This window comes from Planotetraspora kaengkrachanensis (genome assembly GCF_016862895.1).
In the GTDB taxonomy this organism is placed as follows: Bacteria; Actinomycetota; Actinomycetes; order Streptosporangiales; family Streptosporangiaceae; genus Planotetraspora; species Planotetraspora kaengkrachanensis.
The window spans coordinates 95,521-109,368 of the sequence record NZ_BONV01000032.1; the positions used below are offsets into that span (position 1 = coordinate 95,521).

Here is a 13,848-nt window from a genome sequence, read left to right on the forward strand (position 1 = left end):
CGAGGTGGCCGCCGCGCGGCGGTCAGACCTGCAAAGTGTCAGTGGTTGCATCCTTCCCCATGCGTCCGGTTCACCGTTCACCCGGGACCCGGATCGGGCGCGTGCGCGCCGGTCACGAGCTCGCGGGCGATGCCCGCCACCCGTTCCGGTGTGAAGCCGAACTTCGTGAGCAACTGCTTGAGCGGCGCGGACGCGCCGAACGTGTGCATGCCGACGACGGCGCCCCCGTCGCCGACGTAGCGGTCCCAGCCGAGGGTCGACGCCTGCTCGATCGCCACCCTGGCCTTCACGGACGGCGGCAGGACCAGGTCGCGGTACTCCCTCGGCTGGCGGTCGAACAGCTCCCAGCACGGCATGCTCACCACGCGGGCGTCGATGCCTTCGCCGGCGAGGTCGTCGCGGGCGGCGAGGGCGATCGACACCTCGGAACCCGTGGCGAGGAGGATGACGTCCGGGTCGCCCGAGGGCGCGTCCGCGAGCACGTACGCGCCCCTGGCCACCCCGGAGGCTGCGGCGTAGCGCGACCGGTCGAGCGTGGGCAGCGCCTGCCTGGACAACACCAGCGCGGCCGGCTCGTGCCGCAGCCCGGCCACCACCCGCCAGGTCTCCACCACCTCGTTCGCGTCGGCGGGCCGGAACACCAGCAGGCCGGGCGTCGCGCGCAGCGCGGCGAGCTGTTCGACCGGCTGGTGCGTCGGCCCGTCCTCGCCGACGCCGATCGAGTCGTGCGTGAAGATGTGCAGCACCGGGATCTCCATCAGCGCCGACAGCCGGATGGCTCCCCGCGCGTAGTCGGAGAAGATCAGGAAGCCCGACCAGAACGGACGGAGCTTGGTGAGGGCCAGGCCGTTCGCGGCGGCGGCGGACGCGTGCTCCCGGACGCCGAAGTGGAGGTTGCGCCCGCCCGGCTCGTCAGGCTGGAAGTCGCCCGCGCCCTCGAAGGACAGATGCGTCTTCGTCGAGGGGGACAGATCGGCGGAGCCGCCGACCAACCACGGGATCGCCTGCGCGAGCGCGTTGAGCACGCGCCCGGAGGAGTCGCGGGTGGCGAGTCCCTTGGGGTCGGGCGGGAAGACGGGCAGCGCGTCCTCCCAGCCGTCGGGAAGCTCCCTGCGCTGGATCCGGTCGAGTTCGTCCGCGAGACCCGGGTGGGCCTGCCGGTACGCCTGGAGGGTCACCGCCCAGGCGGCCCGCGCCTCGCCGCCGCGTTCCTTGACGCCCCGGGCGAAGCAGTCGTAGACCTCCGGCGGGACGTGGAAGTCGACGTCCTCCGGCAGGCCGAAGAAGCGTTTCGCCGCCCTGACGCCGTCGGGTCCCAGCGGCTCCCCGTGGGCCTTCGGAGTGCCCTCGACGGGGGAGCCGTAGCCGATGTGGCTGTGCACCACCACGAGGGTGGGGCGCTCGTGCTCGGCCCTGAACGTGTGCAGCGCGCGGCTCACCTGGTCGAGATCGTTGGCGTCCGCCACCGTCGTGACGTTCCAGCCGTACGCGATGAACCGGGCGGCGACGTCCTCGGTGAAGGTGATGCCGGTGTGGCCCTCGATGGTCACCCGGTTGGAGTCGTAGATCCAGCACAGGTTGTCCAGCCCCAGATGGCCCGCGAGCGAGGCGGCCTCCGACGAGACGCCCTCCATCATGCAGCCGTCGCCCGCCAGCGCGTACACGTCGAAGTCGAACAGCCGGAACCCCTCCCGGTTGTACCGGGCGGCGAGCCACCTGCCGCCTATGGCCATGCCGACCGAGGTCGCCACGCCCTGGCCGAGCGGGCCGGTGGTCGACTCGACGCCGCTGGTCAGGTGGTATTCGGGATGCCCCGGAGCATGCGAGCCGAGCTGGCGGAACGTCTTCAGGTCGTCGAGCGTGACGGCCTGGTGGCCGAGGATCTCGTAGTCCGGGTCGACGGCCCGTACGCCGCTCAGGTGGAACAGGGACCACAGCAGGGCCGAGGCGTGGCCCTCCGAGAGAACGAAACGATCGCGGTTCGGCCAGATCGGGTCGTCGGGGTCGAACCGCAGGAACCGCTGCCACAGGGTGTACGCCACGGGGGCCATGCCCAGCGGGGTGCCGGGGTGCCCGGAGTTCGCCTTCTGCACGGCGTCGACGCACAGGCCGCGGATGGTGTTGATCGACAGCGTGTCGAGGTCGGTCATGATCGGCGCGCCTCCCTTCGATGCCGGGACCCGGCCCGGCCCGCCCTCGGAAGCGGGGCCCCGGCGTGTCCCGGCGGCACGGCCGCGGGCCGGGCGGCCGCGGTCATGCGCGGACCTCGGTGGGAATCCAGCGGCCGCCGGGGGCGAGCCGGTCCGCCGAGTCCGGACCCCAACTGCCCCGCGCGTACGGCTCCGGCGCGTGCTTGGCGTCGAGGATGGGGTCGACGATGCGCCAGGCCTCCTCGACGGTGTCCTCACGGGCGAAGTTCCGCGGGTCTCCGGACAACGCACCGGCGAAGATTCGCTCGTAGGCGCTCTCGGTGTAGCCCAGCTGACTCGCGAAGTCGACGGAGACCTTCACCTCGCGGGTGCCCGCGGTCGTCGCCGGATCCTTGGCGAGCAGGTCGAACGTCACCCCCGGACCGGGCTGGAGCCGGAACCGCACGATGTTGGGCGGGGGACGGTCGCAGTCGGGGGACAGGAACAGGGTGCGCGGCGGGCGGTGGAACTCGACGGCTATCTCGGTCGTGGTGACCGCGAGGGCCTTGCCCGCCCTGATGAGGAAGGGGACGTCGGCCCAGCGCCAGTTGTCGATCCATAGCCGCATGGCCGCGTACGTCTCCGTCGTCGACCCCGCGGCGACGCCCGGCGTGTCCAGGTAGCCGTCGTACTGGCCGCGTACCGTCTCGCCAGGTTCGATGGCCCGGACCGCGCACAGCAGCCGCCGCTTCTCGTCGCGCTCGGCCTCCGCGCTTTCGTCGGACGGCGGGTCCATCGTGAGGTAGGCCAGCACCTGCAGCAGGTGGTTCTGCACGACGTCCCTGACGGTGCCGACCGCGTCGTAGAACCGGCCGCGATCGGCGACGTCGAACGACTCGGCCATCGTGATCTGGACGGAGGCGACGTGCGCCCGGTTCCAGACCGGCTCGAGGATGCTGTTGGCGAAGCGGAACATCAGGAGGTTCTCCACGGCGTCCTTGCCGAGGAAGTGGTCGACGCGCAGCAACCGCTCCTCGGGGAAGTGCCGGTGGAGTTCCTCGTTGAGGCGCTCGGCCGACTCGAGGTCGTCCCCGAACGGCTTCTCCACCACCAGTCGCGCGTCGGCCGTGAGACCCGCCGCGTCCAGCCCCTGGGCGATCTGCGCGAACAGGGAGGGCGGCACGGCCAGGTAGTGCACGGCGAATCCCCGGTCGCCGATCGCGCGGCCGACGCCTTCGTAGGTCGCGTGGTCGGCCAGCTCGCCCGAGACCAGTTCGGTCCGGGAGACGAGCGACTCGACCGCCGCCTCGTCGACCTGCCCGCACGCGGCCGCGACGCTGTCGTGCACGTGCCGGTGGAGCTGTCCGCGATCCAGGTGACCGTGGGCGACGCCGATGATCGGCACGTCGAGTTTCTTGCGGAGCGTGAGCCGGTACAGCGCGGGAAGAACCAGTTTCCTCGCGAGGTCCCCGGTGATGCCGTACAACACCAGGACCTGCCCCGGTCGCTCGTTCACGGTGCCCCCTCCACGCCGCCCGCCGGGATGAGAGGCGGGGCCTGCCCCGGACGTTCCCTTCCTCGCAGCTATACCCACATGTCACCCATATGGATATAAAGCACGCATACCGCTTATATGGCGTTAAAGCGCAGTGGGGTGTCGTCGCTTCAAGGCGAGAGGACGAGCCAGGAGCACAAGGGAGACCCGGTCACGACACATCTGCGGAACAGCGGGCTGGACGCGACCATGATCACCGGAGAGGGCCGGGCGGCTCAGAGCGCGGTCTTCGCCAGCCAGCGGGCGAGCAGGTCGCGGTCGCCGAACACCTCGAAGCCGCCGCCGAACGGCTCGCGGCGGCCGTACAGCAGGAGCAGGAGGTCGCTCACGGGCCCGCGCACTGCGACGTCCCCCTTGCCGTGGCCGTGCGTCCAGGTGAACATGCCGGGGCTGAGGGTGATCGTCCACTCCCCGGACAAGTGCGGGCGGTCACCGGCGGCCGGGACGTCGGTCGCGTGGAAGTGGAGGATCTCCCCGGCCCCGCCCAGCTCCCGCAGGGGCTCGGCCATCCACGGGGCCGTCTCGATGAGGGCGAGGAACTCGTCGACGCCGTCGGCGGCCGTGCCGGCCTCGATGTGAGGATCGCGACCGAGGGCCAGTTCGGCGTCGGCGCGGTGGACCGTGGTCTCGTGCAACATCCGCCGAGCCCAGAAACCCGCGTCGGGCCGTGCGCTCCACGACCACACCGGAGTGCCGGGATCGGCGGCCCGCAACGCGGCGACCAGCTCGGCGCCTCCCTCCGCCAGCCAGTCCGGGTACGCGCCGGGGTCGCCGGGCATGGCGACCGGGACCTCGCGGGGCCACAGGGGCTCGGTGACCCGCTCGGCGACGAGATGGCGCACCCAGCGGTGGACGACGCCGACGTGCTTCAGCAGCCTCAGCAGGGTCCACCCGGGGCAGCTGGGGACCTCGGCCGCGGGGTCGCCGCCCCGCACGCCGTCCACCAACCGGTCGATCTCGGCGCTGAGGAGCGCGCAGTTGTCCTCGTGCGATCGGCCGCGTTCGCCTGAGCTCATGGGCTCGAGCATAGATCGACAACCGGAGGGCAGGGAGTCTCGAGCACGGATCGCCCGCCGGGATTCCCCGGCGTCAGGATCGTTCGGCGGTCTCGTCCACGAGCATCTCGAGGATCGGGATGGCCGCCGCCAGCGCCTCGCGCTGCCGCTGGTCCAGCCTGTCGATGCGCCGGGCGAGCAGCGCAGACCGCTCCCTGCGGATGCGCGCGAGCGCCCTCCTGCCGGTCGCCGTGATGGCCACCAGGAACGACCGGCCGTCGTCGGGGTCGGGCGCCTTGCCGATGAGCCCGGCCGCGGACAGGGGAGTGATGGTCCGGGTCATCGAGGGTGCGGAGACGCCTTCCCGCGTGGCCAGCTCGCCCAGCCGGATCGGGCCGCGCTGCTCGATCCGCGCGAGGGCGGACAGTTGCGCGAAGGTGAGGTCCTGGCTGCCGGACGCCTGCGCCATCTGGCGGTGCAGCCTGGCGATCACCAGCCGGAGCCTGCCCACCTCCTCCGGGTCGAGATCCCCACCCGTGGCCTGCCGGGTGTCCTGCCCGGTCGGGTCACCCATCGTTCCTCCGGCTCTTCCGCTGACCTGCCGCAACCATCTCTACCGTACGGGCCGGGACTTCGCGGTCCCACCCCGCGACGGGGGGCGCCGGACGCCCCGCCGTGCGGGCGGGACCGTGACGGTCCGTCAACTCCGGTGTGCCCACCGCACACGCGGGGGCCCCAACGTTATCGGGTGGGGGCCGCGGCCTCCTCGCGGCCGCGGATGAGGGACGCGACCGCCGCGACGAGCGAGATGACGATCGCGAGCCAGAACACCACCACGAGCCCGTCGTGGAAGGGGCCGGTGATGAGGTTCGGGAAGAACTCCCGCCCGGTGAGGGTGTGCGCGTTGGTTGCGGGAAGCTGCCCGAGCACCTGCGGCCCGAGGAGTTGCTGGATCGGGTTGTAGCCCAGGAACGCGGCGAACAGGGTGCCCACCGGGGGCAGCGCGGCGATCGCGTTCGCCGATGCCGCGGGGACTCCCTGGGCGGCGAGACCCGTGCTGAGCGTGTGCGGCAGCGAGCTCGCGAGACCGGCCACCATCAGCGAGAAGAAGACGCCGATCGACAGCACCATGCCGGCGTTCTGGAAGGTGGCCCGCATGCCGGAGGCGGCGCCGCGGGCCTCCGCCGGCACGGCCGACATGATCAGGGACGTGTTGGGCGCGGCGTACAGGCCGCCGCTGAGGCCGTTGAGGAAGATGAGCGCCGCGAAGGCCCAGTAGTCGAAGTCCGTCGGCAGCGCGAGCAGCCCGAGGAACGACACCGCCATGAGCACGAGGCCGCTCGCGGCGAACAGGCGGGCGCCGAACCTGTCGGACAGGTAGCCGGCGAGCGGACCCGCGGCCAGGAACCCGACCGTGAGCGGCAGCAGGTAGATGCCGGCCCACAGGGGAGTGTCCTCGTAGTTGTAGCCGTGCAGGGGCAGCCAGATGCCCTGCAGCCAGATGATGAGCATGAACTGCAGGCCGCCGCGTCCGATCGACCCCAGCAGGGTCGCGGCGTTGCCGCCGGCGAAGACCGCGTTGCGGAACAGCTTCAGCGGGAACATGGCGTCGGTGACCCGGGTCTCGATGTAGCAGAAGAGCGCGAGCAGGACGACGCCGCCGATCAGGCCCGTGAGCACCCACGGGCTCGTCCACCCCATCGTGTGCCCGCCGTACGGCTGGATGCCGTACGTGATGCCGGCGAGCAGCGCGGTGAGCCCGACGGCGAAGGTGACGTTGCCCCACCAGTCGATCTTCGCGGGACGGCGCACGCCGGTGTCGTGCAGGGAGCGGTAGGCCCAGATGGTCCCCACCACGCCGATCGGCACGTTGATCCAGAAGATCGACCGCCAGTTCCACTCGGCGAGCAGGCCGCCCAGCACCAGGCCGATGAACGAGCCCGCGATGCCGGCCACGATGTTCACGCCGAGCGCCATGCCGCGCTGCCGGGCGGGGAACGCGTCGGTGATGATCGCCGCCGAGTTCGCCATCAGCATGGAGCCGCCGACGGCCTGCGCGACCCGCCAGCCGATCAGCCAGAGCGCGCCGGCGCCTCCCTGGTACGGGTCGAACGACAGCGCGATCGACGTCAGCGTGAACAGGAGGAAGCCGGCGTTGTAGATCTTGATGCGTCCGAAGATGTCGCCGAGCCTGCCCAGGCTGACCACGAGCACGGCGCTGACCAGCATGTAGCCCATCAGCATCCAGAGCAGGTAGCTGACGTTGCCGGGCTGCAGGGGATCGAGCCGAATCCCGTTGAAGATCGCCGGAAGCGAGATCAGCACGATCGAGCTGTTGATCGTGGCGATCAGCGTGCCCAGGGTCGTGTTGGACAGTGCAACCCACTTGTAGTGGGGGTGATCGGAGTCGATCCGCGGCGTACCACCCCACCTGCGCTTCGACGTGGTCTCGAGTGTTCCCTCGGCCGCCATTCGGCCAGCCCCCTCCGGGTGTTTAGTTAATTTAGGTCAACTAACTATATGGGAGCCGTCCGGAGTGGCGCCGCCCAGATCCGGCATGCCTTGTGTAGATCGTCCGCCACCGATGTGCTCTGTCCGCGAATGGCCTGGTGGCCTCGTCTCCGGGGGAGGACGTGCCGTCGGCCCGGCCGGTGAGTTCGGTGATCTTCGACGAACCTTCGGCTTCTGTTCGGATTCGATTCACCGGATCCGCGAACAGGGAACTTGTCCAACAAGAACGCCACCAGTAAAGTCCCGAACGGCCTGATTCGGGCTGTCTGGAGATATTCGCGTCACGACCTGATGCGGAGCGTGAACGCGAATTGAGGCTCGGATGACCTGACCGCCGGACGTTTGCCGGACCACGTCTGGACCACGTCTGTGCCGGTCTTCCCTTACCGTCGCCGCCCGGAGCGCACGTTCGCGCTCACGGGAACGTGCCAAGGTCGCTCGATCCGGACCTGTTCCCCGGATGCCGCGAATCAAGAAATTCTCGAATGGATGAGACTATGAGCTCCCCCGTACCGCCCCCCGCCGGTCACCCCGGTCAGCCTCACGGCGAATTCCCCGGTCAGCCGGGTCAGCCCGGTTACCCCGGTCAGCCCGGTTACCCGGGTGGTGATCCGTACGGATACGGCGCCGTGCCTCCGGCGAAGTCCTCGAACGGCGTCGCCGTCGCCGGATTCATCCTGGCGTTCCTGATCTCCCCGATCGGGTTCATCCTGAGCATCGTCGGCCTGGTCCAGGCCCCCAAGCGCGGCGGGAAGGGCAGGGGCCTGGCGATCGCCGGCATCATCATCTCGCTGCTCGTCACGGCGGGCTGGACCGGGCTGACCATCGTCGTGGTCAACACCGTCGGCAAGAACGTCGCGACCGTCCTCGACCCCGGCTGCGTCTCCGGGCAGAAGGTGCTCGTCGACGACGCCCTCAAGCTCTCGTCGGAGCCCACCGCGCTCAAGAAGGAGCTGACGTCGATCGTCTCGAAGCTCAACGCCGCCGCGGACAAGTCCGAGAAGGACGAGGTGCGCAAGGCGATGACCACGCTGGCGGGCGACTACGACGAGCTCCTCACGGCGCTCAACGAGCAGACCGCGCCGTCCTCCGACATGGAGGCAAGGCTCACCAAGGACGCCAACGCCGTCATCTCCCTGTGCACCTTGGGCGCGCAGACCCAGTAGAAGTCCGGGACGCTCCCGCGCGTGGCTGTCGCGACGCGCGGGGCGTGCGGCGGACCGTCCCGGGTCTCGAGCACAGGGACAGCCCTCGTGCGGCTGCGTCAGGACGCCTCGGCCATCCGGCGGGTGAGCAGGGAGTCGCGGATCTCGCCCGCCCGGACGGCCGTCGTGGACAGCAGGGTGGAGGCGAGGCCGTGGCTGTGCTCGGTCCCGCCCTGGAGGTAGATGCCCGCCGTCACGCCCGGGGTCAGCTCAAGGCGATGGTCGCGGGCGACGCGGACGGCGTCCTCCTCGTCCCGCAGGCAGAGCTTGGCGGCCTCGCCCAGCACCGTGCCGATGTCGTGCGGACGGTAGCCCGTCGCGTGCACCAGCACGTCGGAGCTGAGCACCTCGCGCTCACCGGTCGGCAGGAACTCCACGGTGACGTCGAGGCGGCTCTCGACGGGCCGGACGTCCCTGATGCGCGAGACGTTGAGCATGCGCAGGCGCTCCCGCCCCTGAACCTTCTCGCGGTACATCGCCGCGTACAGCGACTCGATGAGGTCCATGTCGACCACCGAGTAGTTGGTGCCGCGGTGGTAGTCGACGAGTGACTGCTTCACGCCGGGCGGCGAGTTGAAGTACACGTCGACGGCTTCCGGATCGAAGATCCTGTTCGCGAACGGGCTGTCGTCCGCGGGGGTGTAGCCGTACTTGGCGAACACCGCGCAGACCTCGGCGTCCGGGAAGGTGCGGTGCAGGTAGTCGACCGCCTCGGCGGCGCTCTGCCCGGCGCCGAGGACGATGGCCCGCCGGACGGGCACTCCGGCGCCGGACAGTTCCGCGACGCGCGGGATCAGCTCGCTGTTGTGCCACACGCGGTCGGACAGGACCGTGCCGGGCGGCAGGTGGGGTTCCAGCCCGACGGCCACGGAGACGTTGCGGGCCCGCCGGACGACCGTGCCCCCGACGGCGGACCGGTCGCGGCTGACGACGTCGAACCAGCGGACCTCGCCGTCTTCCGACGTCACCGGTTCCACGGCCACGACCTCCGCGGAGTACTCGACCAGGTCGTCGACCCGCGCCGCGGCCCACTCGAAGTAGTCGTGGAACTCGACGCGCAGCGGGAAGAGCGTCTTCTGGTTGAGGAAGTCCACGAGCCTGCCCTGTTCCCGCAGGTAGGACAGGAAGCTGTAGTCGCTCGTCGGGTCGCGCATGGTGACCAGGTCCTTCAGGAAGGACACCTGCATCGTGGCGTCGTCGATGAGCATCCCCCGGTGCCAGCCGAAGCGCGGCTGCTTCTCCAGGAACCCGGCACGGATGCGCTCACCTGCGGGCAGTGCTGCGTTGTGCTCCTCCACGGCTATCGCGAGCGCCAGATTCGACGGCCCGAAGCCGATCCCCAGGACGTCGTAGATGGTGTCCGGACCACTCTGCAGTGTCTTCACCGCGGCATCGCCTCCCTCAGCGGGCCACATGCTAGATAAGGTTAGCCTTACCTTGCAAGAACGGGTTTCGACCGAGAGGATCCACACCATGCGGGTCGCCATGTTCGGCTACCAGACCTGGGGCCACCGCACGCTGCAGGCTCTGCTGGACTCCGGCCACGAGGTGGTGCTCGTCGTCACCCACCCCAGGAGCGACCACGCGTACGAGAAGATCTGGGACGACTCCGTCGCCGACCTCGCGGCCGAGCACGACCTGCCGGTGCTGCTGCGCAACCGGCCCGACGACGCCGAACTCCTCGCGGCGATCCGCGACGCGGCGCCCGACATCATCGTGGCCAACAACTGGCGGACCTGGCTGCCCCCCGAGATCTTCGACCTCCCGCCTTACGGCACGCTCAACGTGCACGACTCGCTGCTGCCCGCCTACGCGGGCTTCTCCCCGCTGATCTGGGCGCTCATCAACGGGGAGAAGGAGGTCGGCGTCACGGCCCACCGCATGAACGCCGAACTGGACGCCGGCGACGTCCTGCTGCAACGGGCCGTGCCCGTGGGGCCGTCGGACACCGCGGCCGACCTCTTCCACCGCACGGTCGACCTGATCGGGCCGATCGTGCGCGAAGGGCTCGACCTCATCGCGGCGGGCCGTGCCGAGTGGGTGCCGCAGAACCGCGCCGACGCGAGCTTCTTCCACAAGCGGTCGATCGAGGACAGCCGGATCGACTGGACCTGGCCCGCCGAGGACCTCGAGCGCCTGGTGCGCGCGCAGTCCGACCCGTACCCCAACGCGTTCACCTACCACCGCGGCGAGCGCATCCGGATCGTGTCCGCCACGATCTCCCAGGCGCGTTACGGGGGCACCCCCGGGCGCGTCTTCATCCGCGAGGGTGACGGCGTCGTCATCGTCGCCGGCGCCGACGCCAGGAACGGCAGGCGGCACGGATTGGCGGTCCGGCGGCTGCGCACCGACGACGGCGTCGAGCACGCGGCCGCCGACTACTTCAGCGCCATGGGCGGCTACCTCACCGCGCGGCCCTGACCTCGGCTGCGCTGACCTCGACGGCCCTGAGCTCGGCGGCGCCGTCCGCCGTGTCCGCGCCCGCCCCGTCGTGGTGGCGGCCCATCGGGATGACGAGAGGCGTGCCGCTGACCGGGTCCGTCATCACCTGGCAGCGCAGGTCGAAGACCTCCTCGACCGATCGGGCGGTGATGACGTCGGCGGGCGCGCCCTCGGCGACGATCCGCCCCGCCTTCATGGCGACGACGTGGTCGGCGTACCTGCAGGCATGGTTGAGGTCGTGCAGGACCATCACGACCGTGCGGTTCTCCCGCCGGTTGAGGTCGGTGACGAGGTCCAGGACGTCGATCTGATGGGCCAGGTCCAGATAGGTGGTCGGCTCGTCCAGGAGCAGCACCTCGGTGCCCTGGGCGACGGCCATCGCGATCCAGGCACGCTGACGCTGGCCGCCGGAGAGCTCGTCGACGGGACGGTCGGCGAGGTCGGTCAGCCCCGTCGCGGCCAGCGCGCCGGCGACGGCGCGCTCGTCGGTCTCCGACCACTGCCGCCACCATGTCTGATGGGGAGACCGGCCCCGGCTGACCAGGTCGATGACGGTCAGCCCCTCGGGGGCCACCGGGGACTGCGGCAGGATTCCGAGCCGCTGGGCCAGTTCCCTCGTCGACACCGACTGCAGGGCCCGCCCGTCGAGCCGTACGGCGCCGCCCCTGGGCGCCAGCAGGCGGGCGAGGGCGCGCAGCAGTGTCGACTTGCCGCAGGCGTTGGCGCCGACGATGGCGGTCACGCGGCCGGGCGGGACGGCCAGGTCGAGGTCGTCGACGATCAGCCGGTCGTCGTACGCCAGACGCAGCCCGCTCGCCCGCAGGTCCGGGCTTGTGGTCGACATCCGTTCAGCCTCCTGAGCCCGCGCGGTTGGCGCGGATGAGTAGCCAGAGCAGAACCGGCGCGCCGAGCACGCCGGTGACGATTCCCACCGGCAGCTCGGTGCCGGGGATGAGCGTGCGCGCGATGAGGTCGGCCGACAGGACGGCGAGCGCCCCCGTCAGTCCCGACGCGACCAGAGGCGGCCAGGCCGTTCCCGCCAGGCGCTGCGCGATCTGCGGCGCGGCCAGCGCGACGAACGCGACCGGGCCGGCCGCCGCGGTGGCGAAGGCGACCAGGCCGACGCCGACCAGCAGCAGCGCGAGCCGGACCCGTTGCACCGGAGTCCCGAGACTCGTGGCCAGGTCGTCGCCGAGCTGGAGCGTCCGCATCCAGCGGCCGAGCAGCAGCGCGGCGGGCACCAGGACGGCCACGGCGACGGCGAGCGGGCCCACCTGCGGCCAGTCGCGGCCGTTGAGGTTGCCCACGAGCCAGCCCATCGCGGCCTGCGCCTGGAACCGCCCGCCGCGCGCTATCAGGTAGTCGGTCGCGCTCGTGCACATCCACGCGACGCCGACGCCCACCAGGACGATCCGGTAGCCGGTGGTCCCGCGGCGCCAGGCCAGCACGTAGACGACGAGTGCGGTGGCGAGCGCGCCGAGCAGGCCGAGCGCCTGGCTGCCGAGCCCGCCGTCCCAGCCGAGGACGATGCCGGCGACGACGGCGGTCCCCGCGCCCTCGATGATGCCGATCATGTCCGGGCTGGCCAGCGGGTTGCGGGTCATCGTCTGGAACAGGGCGCCGGAGACGGCGAACGCGACGCCGGCAAGCAGGCCCACCACGGCGCGCGGCAGCCGTAACTCCCTGACGACCAGCAGAGTTCCCGGGTCGCCCGAGCCCGTGAGGGCCTTCATCACCTCGCCCAGGCCGATCGGGTAGTCGCCGATCGTCACCCCCCAGCAGAAGACCAGGAAGGTGCCGGCTGCCAGTGCCGCGCAGACCGCGGCGAGCCTGGGCCGCAGGACGCCGGAGACGGGCGGCACGGCGAGCCGGAACGTGCGGCGGGAGGAGCCCGTGACGGCGGTGGACGAGGGGGAGGCTGACGATGCGGAGGTGGGCGACGCGGAGGGGGACGGTGTCACGCTCACACCTCCGCGAGCCTGCGACGGCGCACCAGGGCGATGAAGAAGGGTGCGCCGATGAACGCGACCAGGATCCCCGCCTGGATCTCACTCGGCCGCACGACCAGCCGCCCGATGATGTCCGCCGCGAGGACCATGCAGGGCGCGAGCACGGCGGACAGCGGCAGCAGCCATCGGTGGTCGGGGCCGACGCCGGCCTGCTGCGCGAGGACCCGCGCGACGTGCGGGACCACCAACCCGACGAACACGACGGGCCCGATGGCCACCACCGCCGCACCCGTCAGCAGGGTGACCGCGGCCACCCCCTGCAGCCGCACCAGGCCGAGCCGCCGCCCGAGCGAGGCGGCCACGTCGTCGCCGAGGGCGAGGCTGTTGAGCGCGGGCGCGCTCGACAGCGCGAGTACGGCGCCCACGACGAGGAACGGCAAGACCTGGAGCACCACACTGGCGTCCCTGTCGGCGAGCGATCCCGCGTTCCAGAACCGGTAGCGGTTAAGCGCGTCGGGATCGGTCAGCGCGACGGCGCCCGTCAGGGAGGTCAGCAACGAGGTCACGGCGACTCCGGCCAGCGCCAGCTTCACCGGTGTCTGTCCCGAACGTCCCAGTCCGCCGAGAAGGTAGACGACCACGCTCGCCACGAGCGCGCCCGCGAAGGCGAACCAGATGGACCCGAGCAGCGACCCGACGCCCAGGAACGCGATCGACACGACGATCGCGAATGCGGCGCCCGCGCTGATCCCGAGTATCCCCGGGTCGGCGAGCGGGTTGCGGGTCAGGGCCTGCATGAGCGCGCCGGCCAGGCCGAGCGCCGCGCCGGCCGTGAGGCCGAGGGTCGTGCGCGGGATCCGCACCGACCAGATGACGTTGTCCACGCGTGCGCTCCCCGGCTGACCGAACAGCGCGCGCACCACCTCGTCGAGCGGGATGCTCAGCGCGCCGAGCGCAATCGACAGCAGGCAGAGCACCACGAGGAGGGCGGTGAGCACCGCCACGAGAAGGACGGGCCGAAGGGCCCTGCCCCGCGTCACCGGGCTCTCTCCAACGACTCAG

General features: G+C 71.1%; 11 protein-coding genes. 2 read left to right on the forward strand and 9 right to left on the reverse strand.

Going from position 1 to position 13,848, the window contains the following annotated elements; translation table 11 throughout:
• Positions 1–77 precede the first annotated feature (77 nt).
• The 5 genes from tkt to Pka01_RS28935 all read right to left on the reverse strand — a co-directional run bounded on the left by tkt (position 78) and on the right by Pka01_RS28935 (position 7,151).
• The gene (tkt, locus tag Pka01_RS28915) at positions 78–2,150 is read right to left on the reverse strand and encodes a transketolase (RefSeq protein ID WP_203886068.1); all 2,073 of its coding nucleotides are present in this window, start codon (positions 2,148–2,150) and stop codon (positions 78–80) included.
• A gap of 103 nt (positions 2,151–2,253) precedes the next feature.
• Positions 2,254–3,645, reverse strand: a complete 1,392-nt coding sequence (gene zwf, locus Pka01_RS28920) for a glucose-6-phosphate dehydrogenase (protein ID WP_203886069.1) — start codon at positions 3,643–3,645, stop codon at positions 2,254–2,256.
• Between the two features lie 254 nt (positions 3,646–3,899).
• Positions 3,900–4,700: a maleylpyruvate isomerase family mycothiol-dependent enzyme gene (locus Pka01_RS28925; protein ID WP_203886070.1), complete on the reverse strand. Its 801-nt coding sequence runs from the start codon at positions 4,698–4,700 to the stop codon at positions 3,900–3,902.
• A 73-nt stretch (positions 4,701–4,773) separates the two neighbouring features.
• A complete protein-coding gene (locus Pka01_RS28930) occupies positions 4,774–5,253 on the reverse strand; it encodes a MarR family winged helix-turn-helix transcriptional regulator (protein WP_203886071.1) in 480 nt (159 codons plus the stop codon).
• 167 nt (positions 5,254–5,420) lie between these two features.
• On the reverse strand, positions 5,421–7,151 hold the full coding sequence (locus Pka01_RS28935) for an MFS transporter (protein ID WP_203886072.1): 1,731 nt from the start codon (positions 7,149–7,151) through the stop codon (positions 5,421–5,423).
• Positions 7,152–7,687: 536 nt separating this feature from the next.
• Between Pka01_RS28935 and Pka01_RS28940 the strand changes: the two genes are divergently transcribed.
• Positions 7,688–8,356: a DUF4190 domain-containing protein gene (locus tag Pka01_RS28940; protein ID WP_203886073.1), complete on the forward strand. Its 669-nt coding sequence runs from the start codon at positions 7,688–7,690 to the stop codon at positions 8,354–8,356.
• Between the two features lie 98 nt (positions 8,357–8,454).
• Here Pka01_RS28940 and Pka01_RS28945 read toward each other — a convergent pair whose 3' ends face one another.
• On the reverse strand, positions 8,455–9,780 hold the full coding sequence (locus tag Pka01_RS28945) for a lysine N(6)-hydroxylase/L-ornithine N(5)-oxygenase family protein (RefSeq protein ID WP_239115482.1): 1,326 nt from the start codon (positions 9,778–9,780) through the stop codon (positions 8,455–8,457).
• 88 nt (positions 9,781–9,868) lie between these two features.
• Here Pka01_RS28945 and Pka01_RS28950 point away from each other — a divergent pair, with 88 nt between their 5' ends.
• A complete protein-coding gene (locus Pka01_RS28950; protein ID WP_239115484.1) occupies positions 9,869–10,816 on the forward strand; it encodes a methionyl-tRNA formyltransferase in 948 nt (315 codons plus the stop codon).
• Here the strand turns inward: Pka01_RS28950 and Pka01_RS28955 are convergent.
• Genes Pka01_RS28955 through Pka01_RS28965 form a run of 3 tightly spaced genes read right to left on the reverse strand, consistent with a single transcriptional unit; the run spans position 10,800 to position 13,826 of the window.
• Positions 10,800–11,681 carry an ABC transporter ATP-binding protein gene (locus tag Pka01_RS28955; protein WP_203886076.1) on the reverse strand — a complete coding sequence of 294 codons (882 nt, stop codon included), beginning with the start codon at positions 11,679–11,681 and terminating at the stop codon, positions 10,800–10,802. The genes Pka01_RS28950 and Pka01_RS28955 overlap by 17 nt on opposite strands.
• Positions 11,682–11,685: 4 nt before the next feature.
• Entirely contained in the window at positions 11,686–12,798 is a 1,113-nt protein-coding gene (locus Pka01_RS28960) for a FecCD family ABC transporter permease (protein ID WP_203886077.1), read from the reverse strand.
• 2 nt (positions 12,799–12,800) lie between these two features.
• Positions 12,801–13,826 carry a FecCD family ABC transporter permease gene (locus Pka01_RS28965; protein ID WP_203886078.1) on the reverse strand — a complete coding sequence of 342 codons (1,026 nt, stop codon included), beginning with the start codon at positions 13,824–13,826 and terminating at the stop codon, positions 12,801–12,803.
• Between the last annotated feature and the right edge of the window lie 22 nt (positions 13,827–13,848).

Coding starts and splice junctions, on each gene's coding strand:
- Pka01_RS28955 (WP_203886076.1), bottom strand. CDS start 11,681: ATGTCGACCACAAGCCCGGACCTGCGGGCGAGCGGGCTGCGTCTGGCG.
- Pka01_RS28940 (WP_203886073.1), top strand. CDS start 7,688: ATGAGCTCCCCCGTACCGCCCCCCGCCGGTCACCCCGGTCAGCCTCAC.
- Pka01_RS28925 (WP_203886070.1), bottom strand. CDS start 4,700: ATGAGCTCAGGCGAACGCGGCCGATCGCACGAGGACAACTGCGCGCTC.
- Pka01_RS28935 (WP_203886072.1), bottom strand. CDS start 7,151: ATGGCGGCCGAGGGAACACTCGAGACCACGTCGAAGCGCAGGTGGGGT.
- Pka01_RS28930 (WP_203886071.1), bottom strand. CDS start 5,253: ATGGGTGACCCGACCGGGCAGGACACCCGGCAGGCCACGGGTGGGGAT.
- tkt (WP_203886068.1), bottom strand. CDS start 2,150: ATGACCGACCTCGACACGCTGTCGATCAACACCATCCGCGGCCTGTGC.
- Pka01_RS28950 (WP_239115484.1), top strand. CDS start 9,869: ATGCGGGTCGCCATGTTCGGCTACCAGACCTGGGGCCACCGCACGCTG.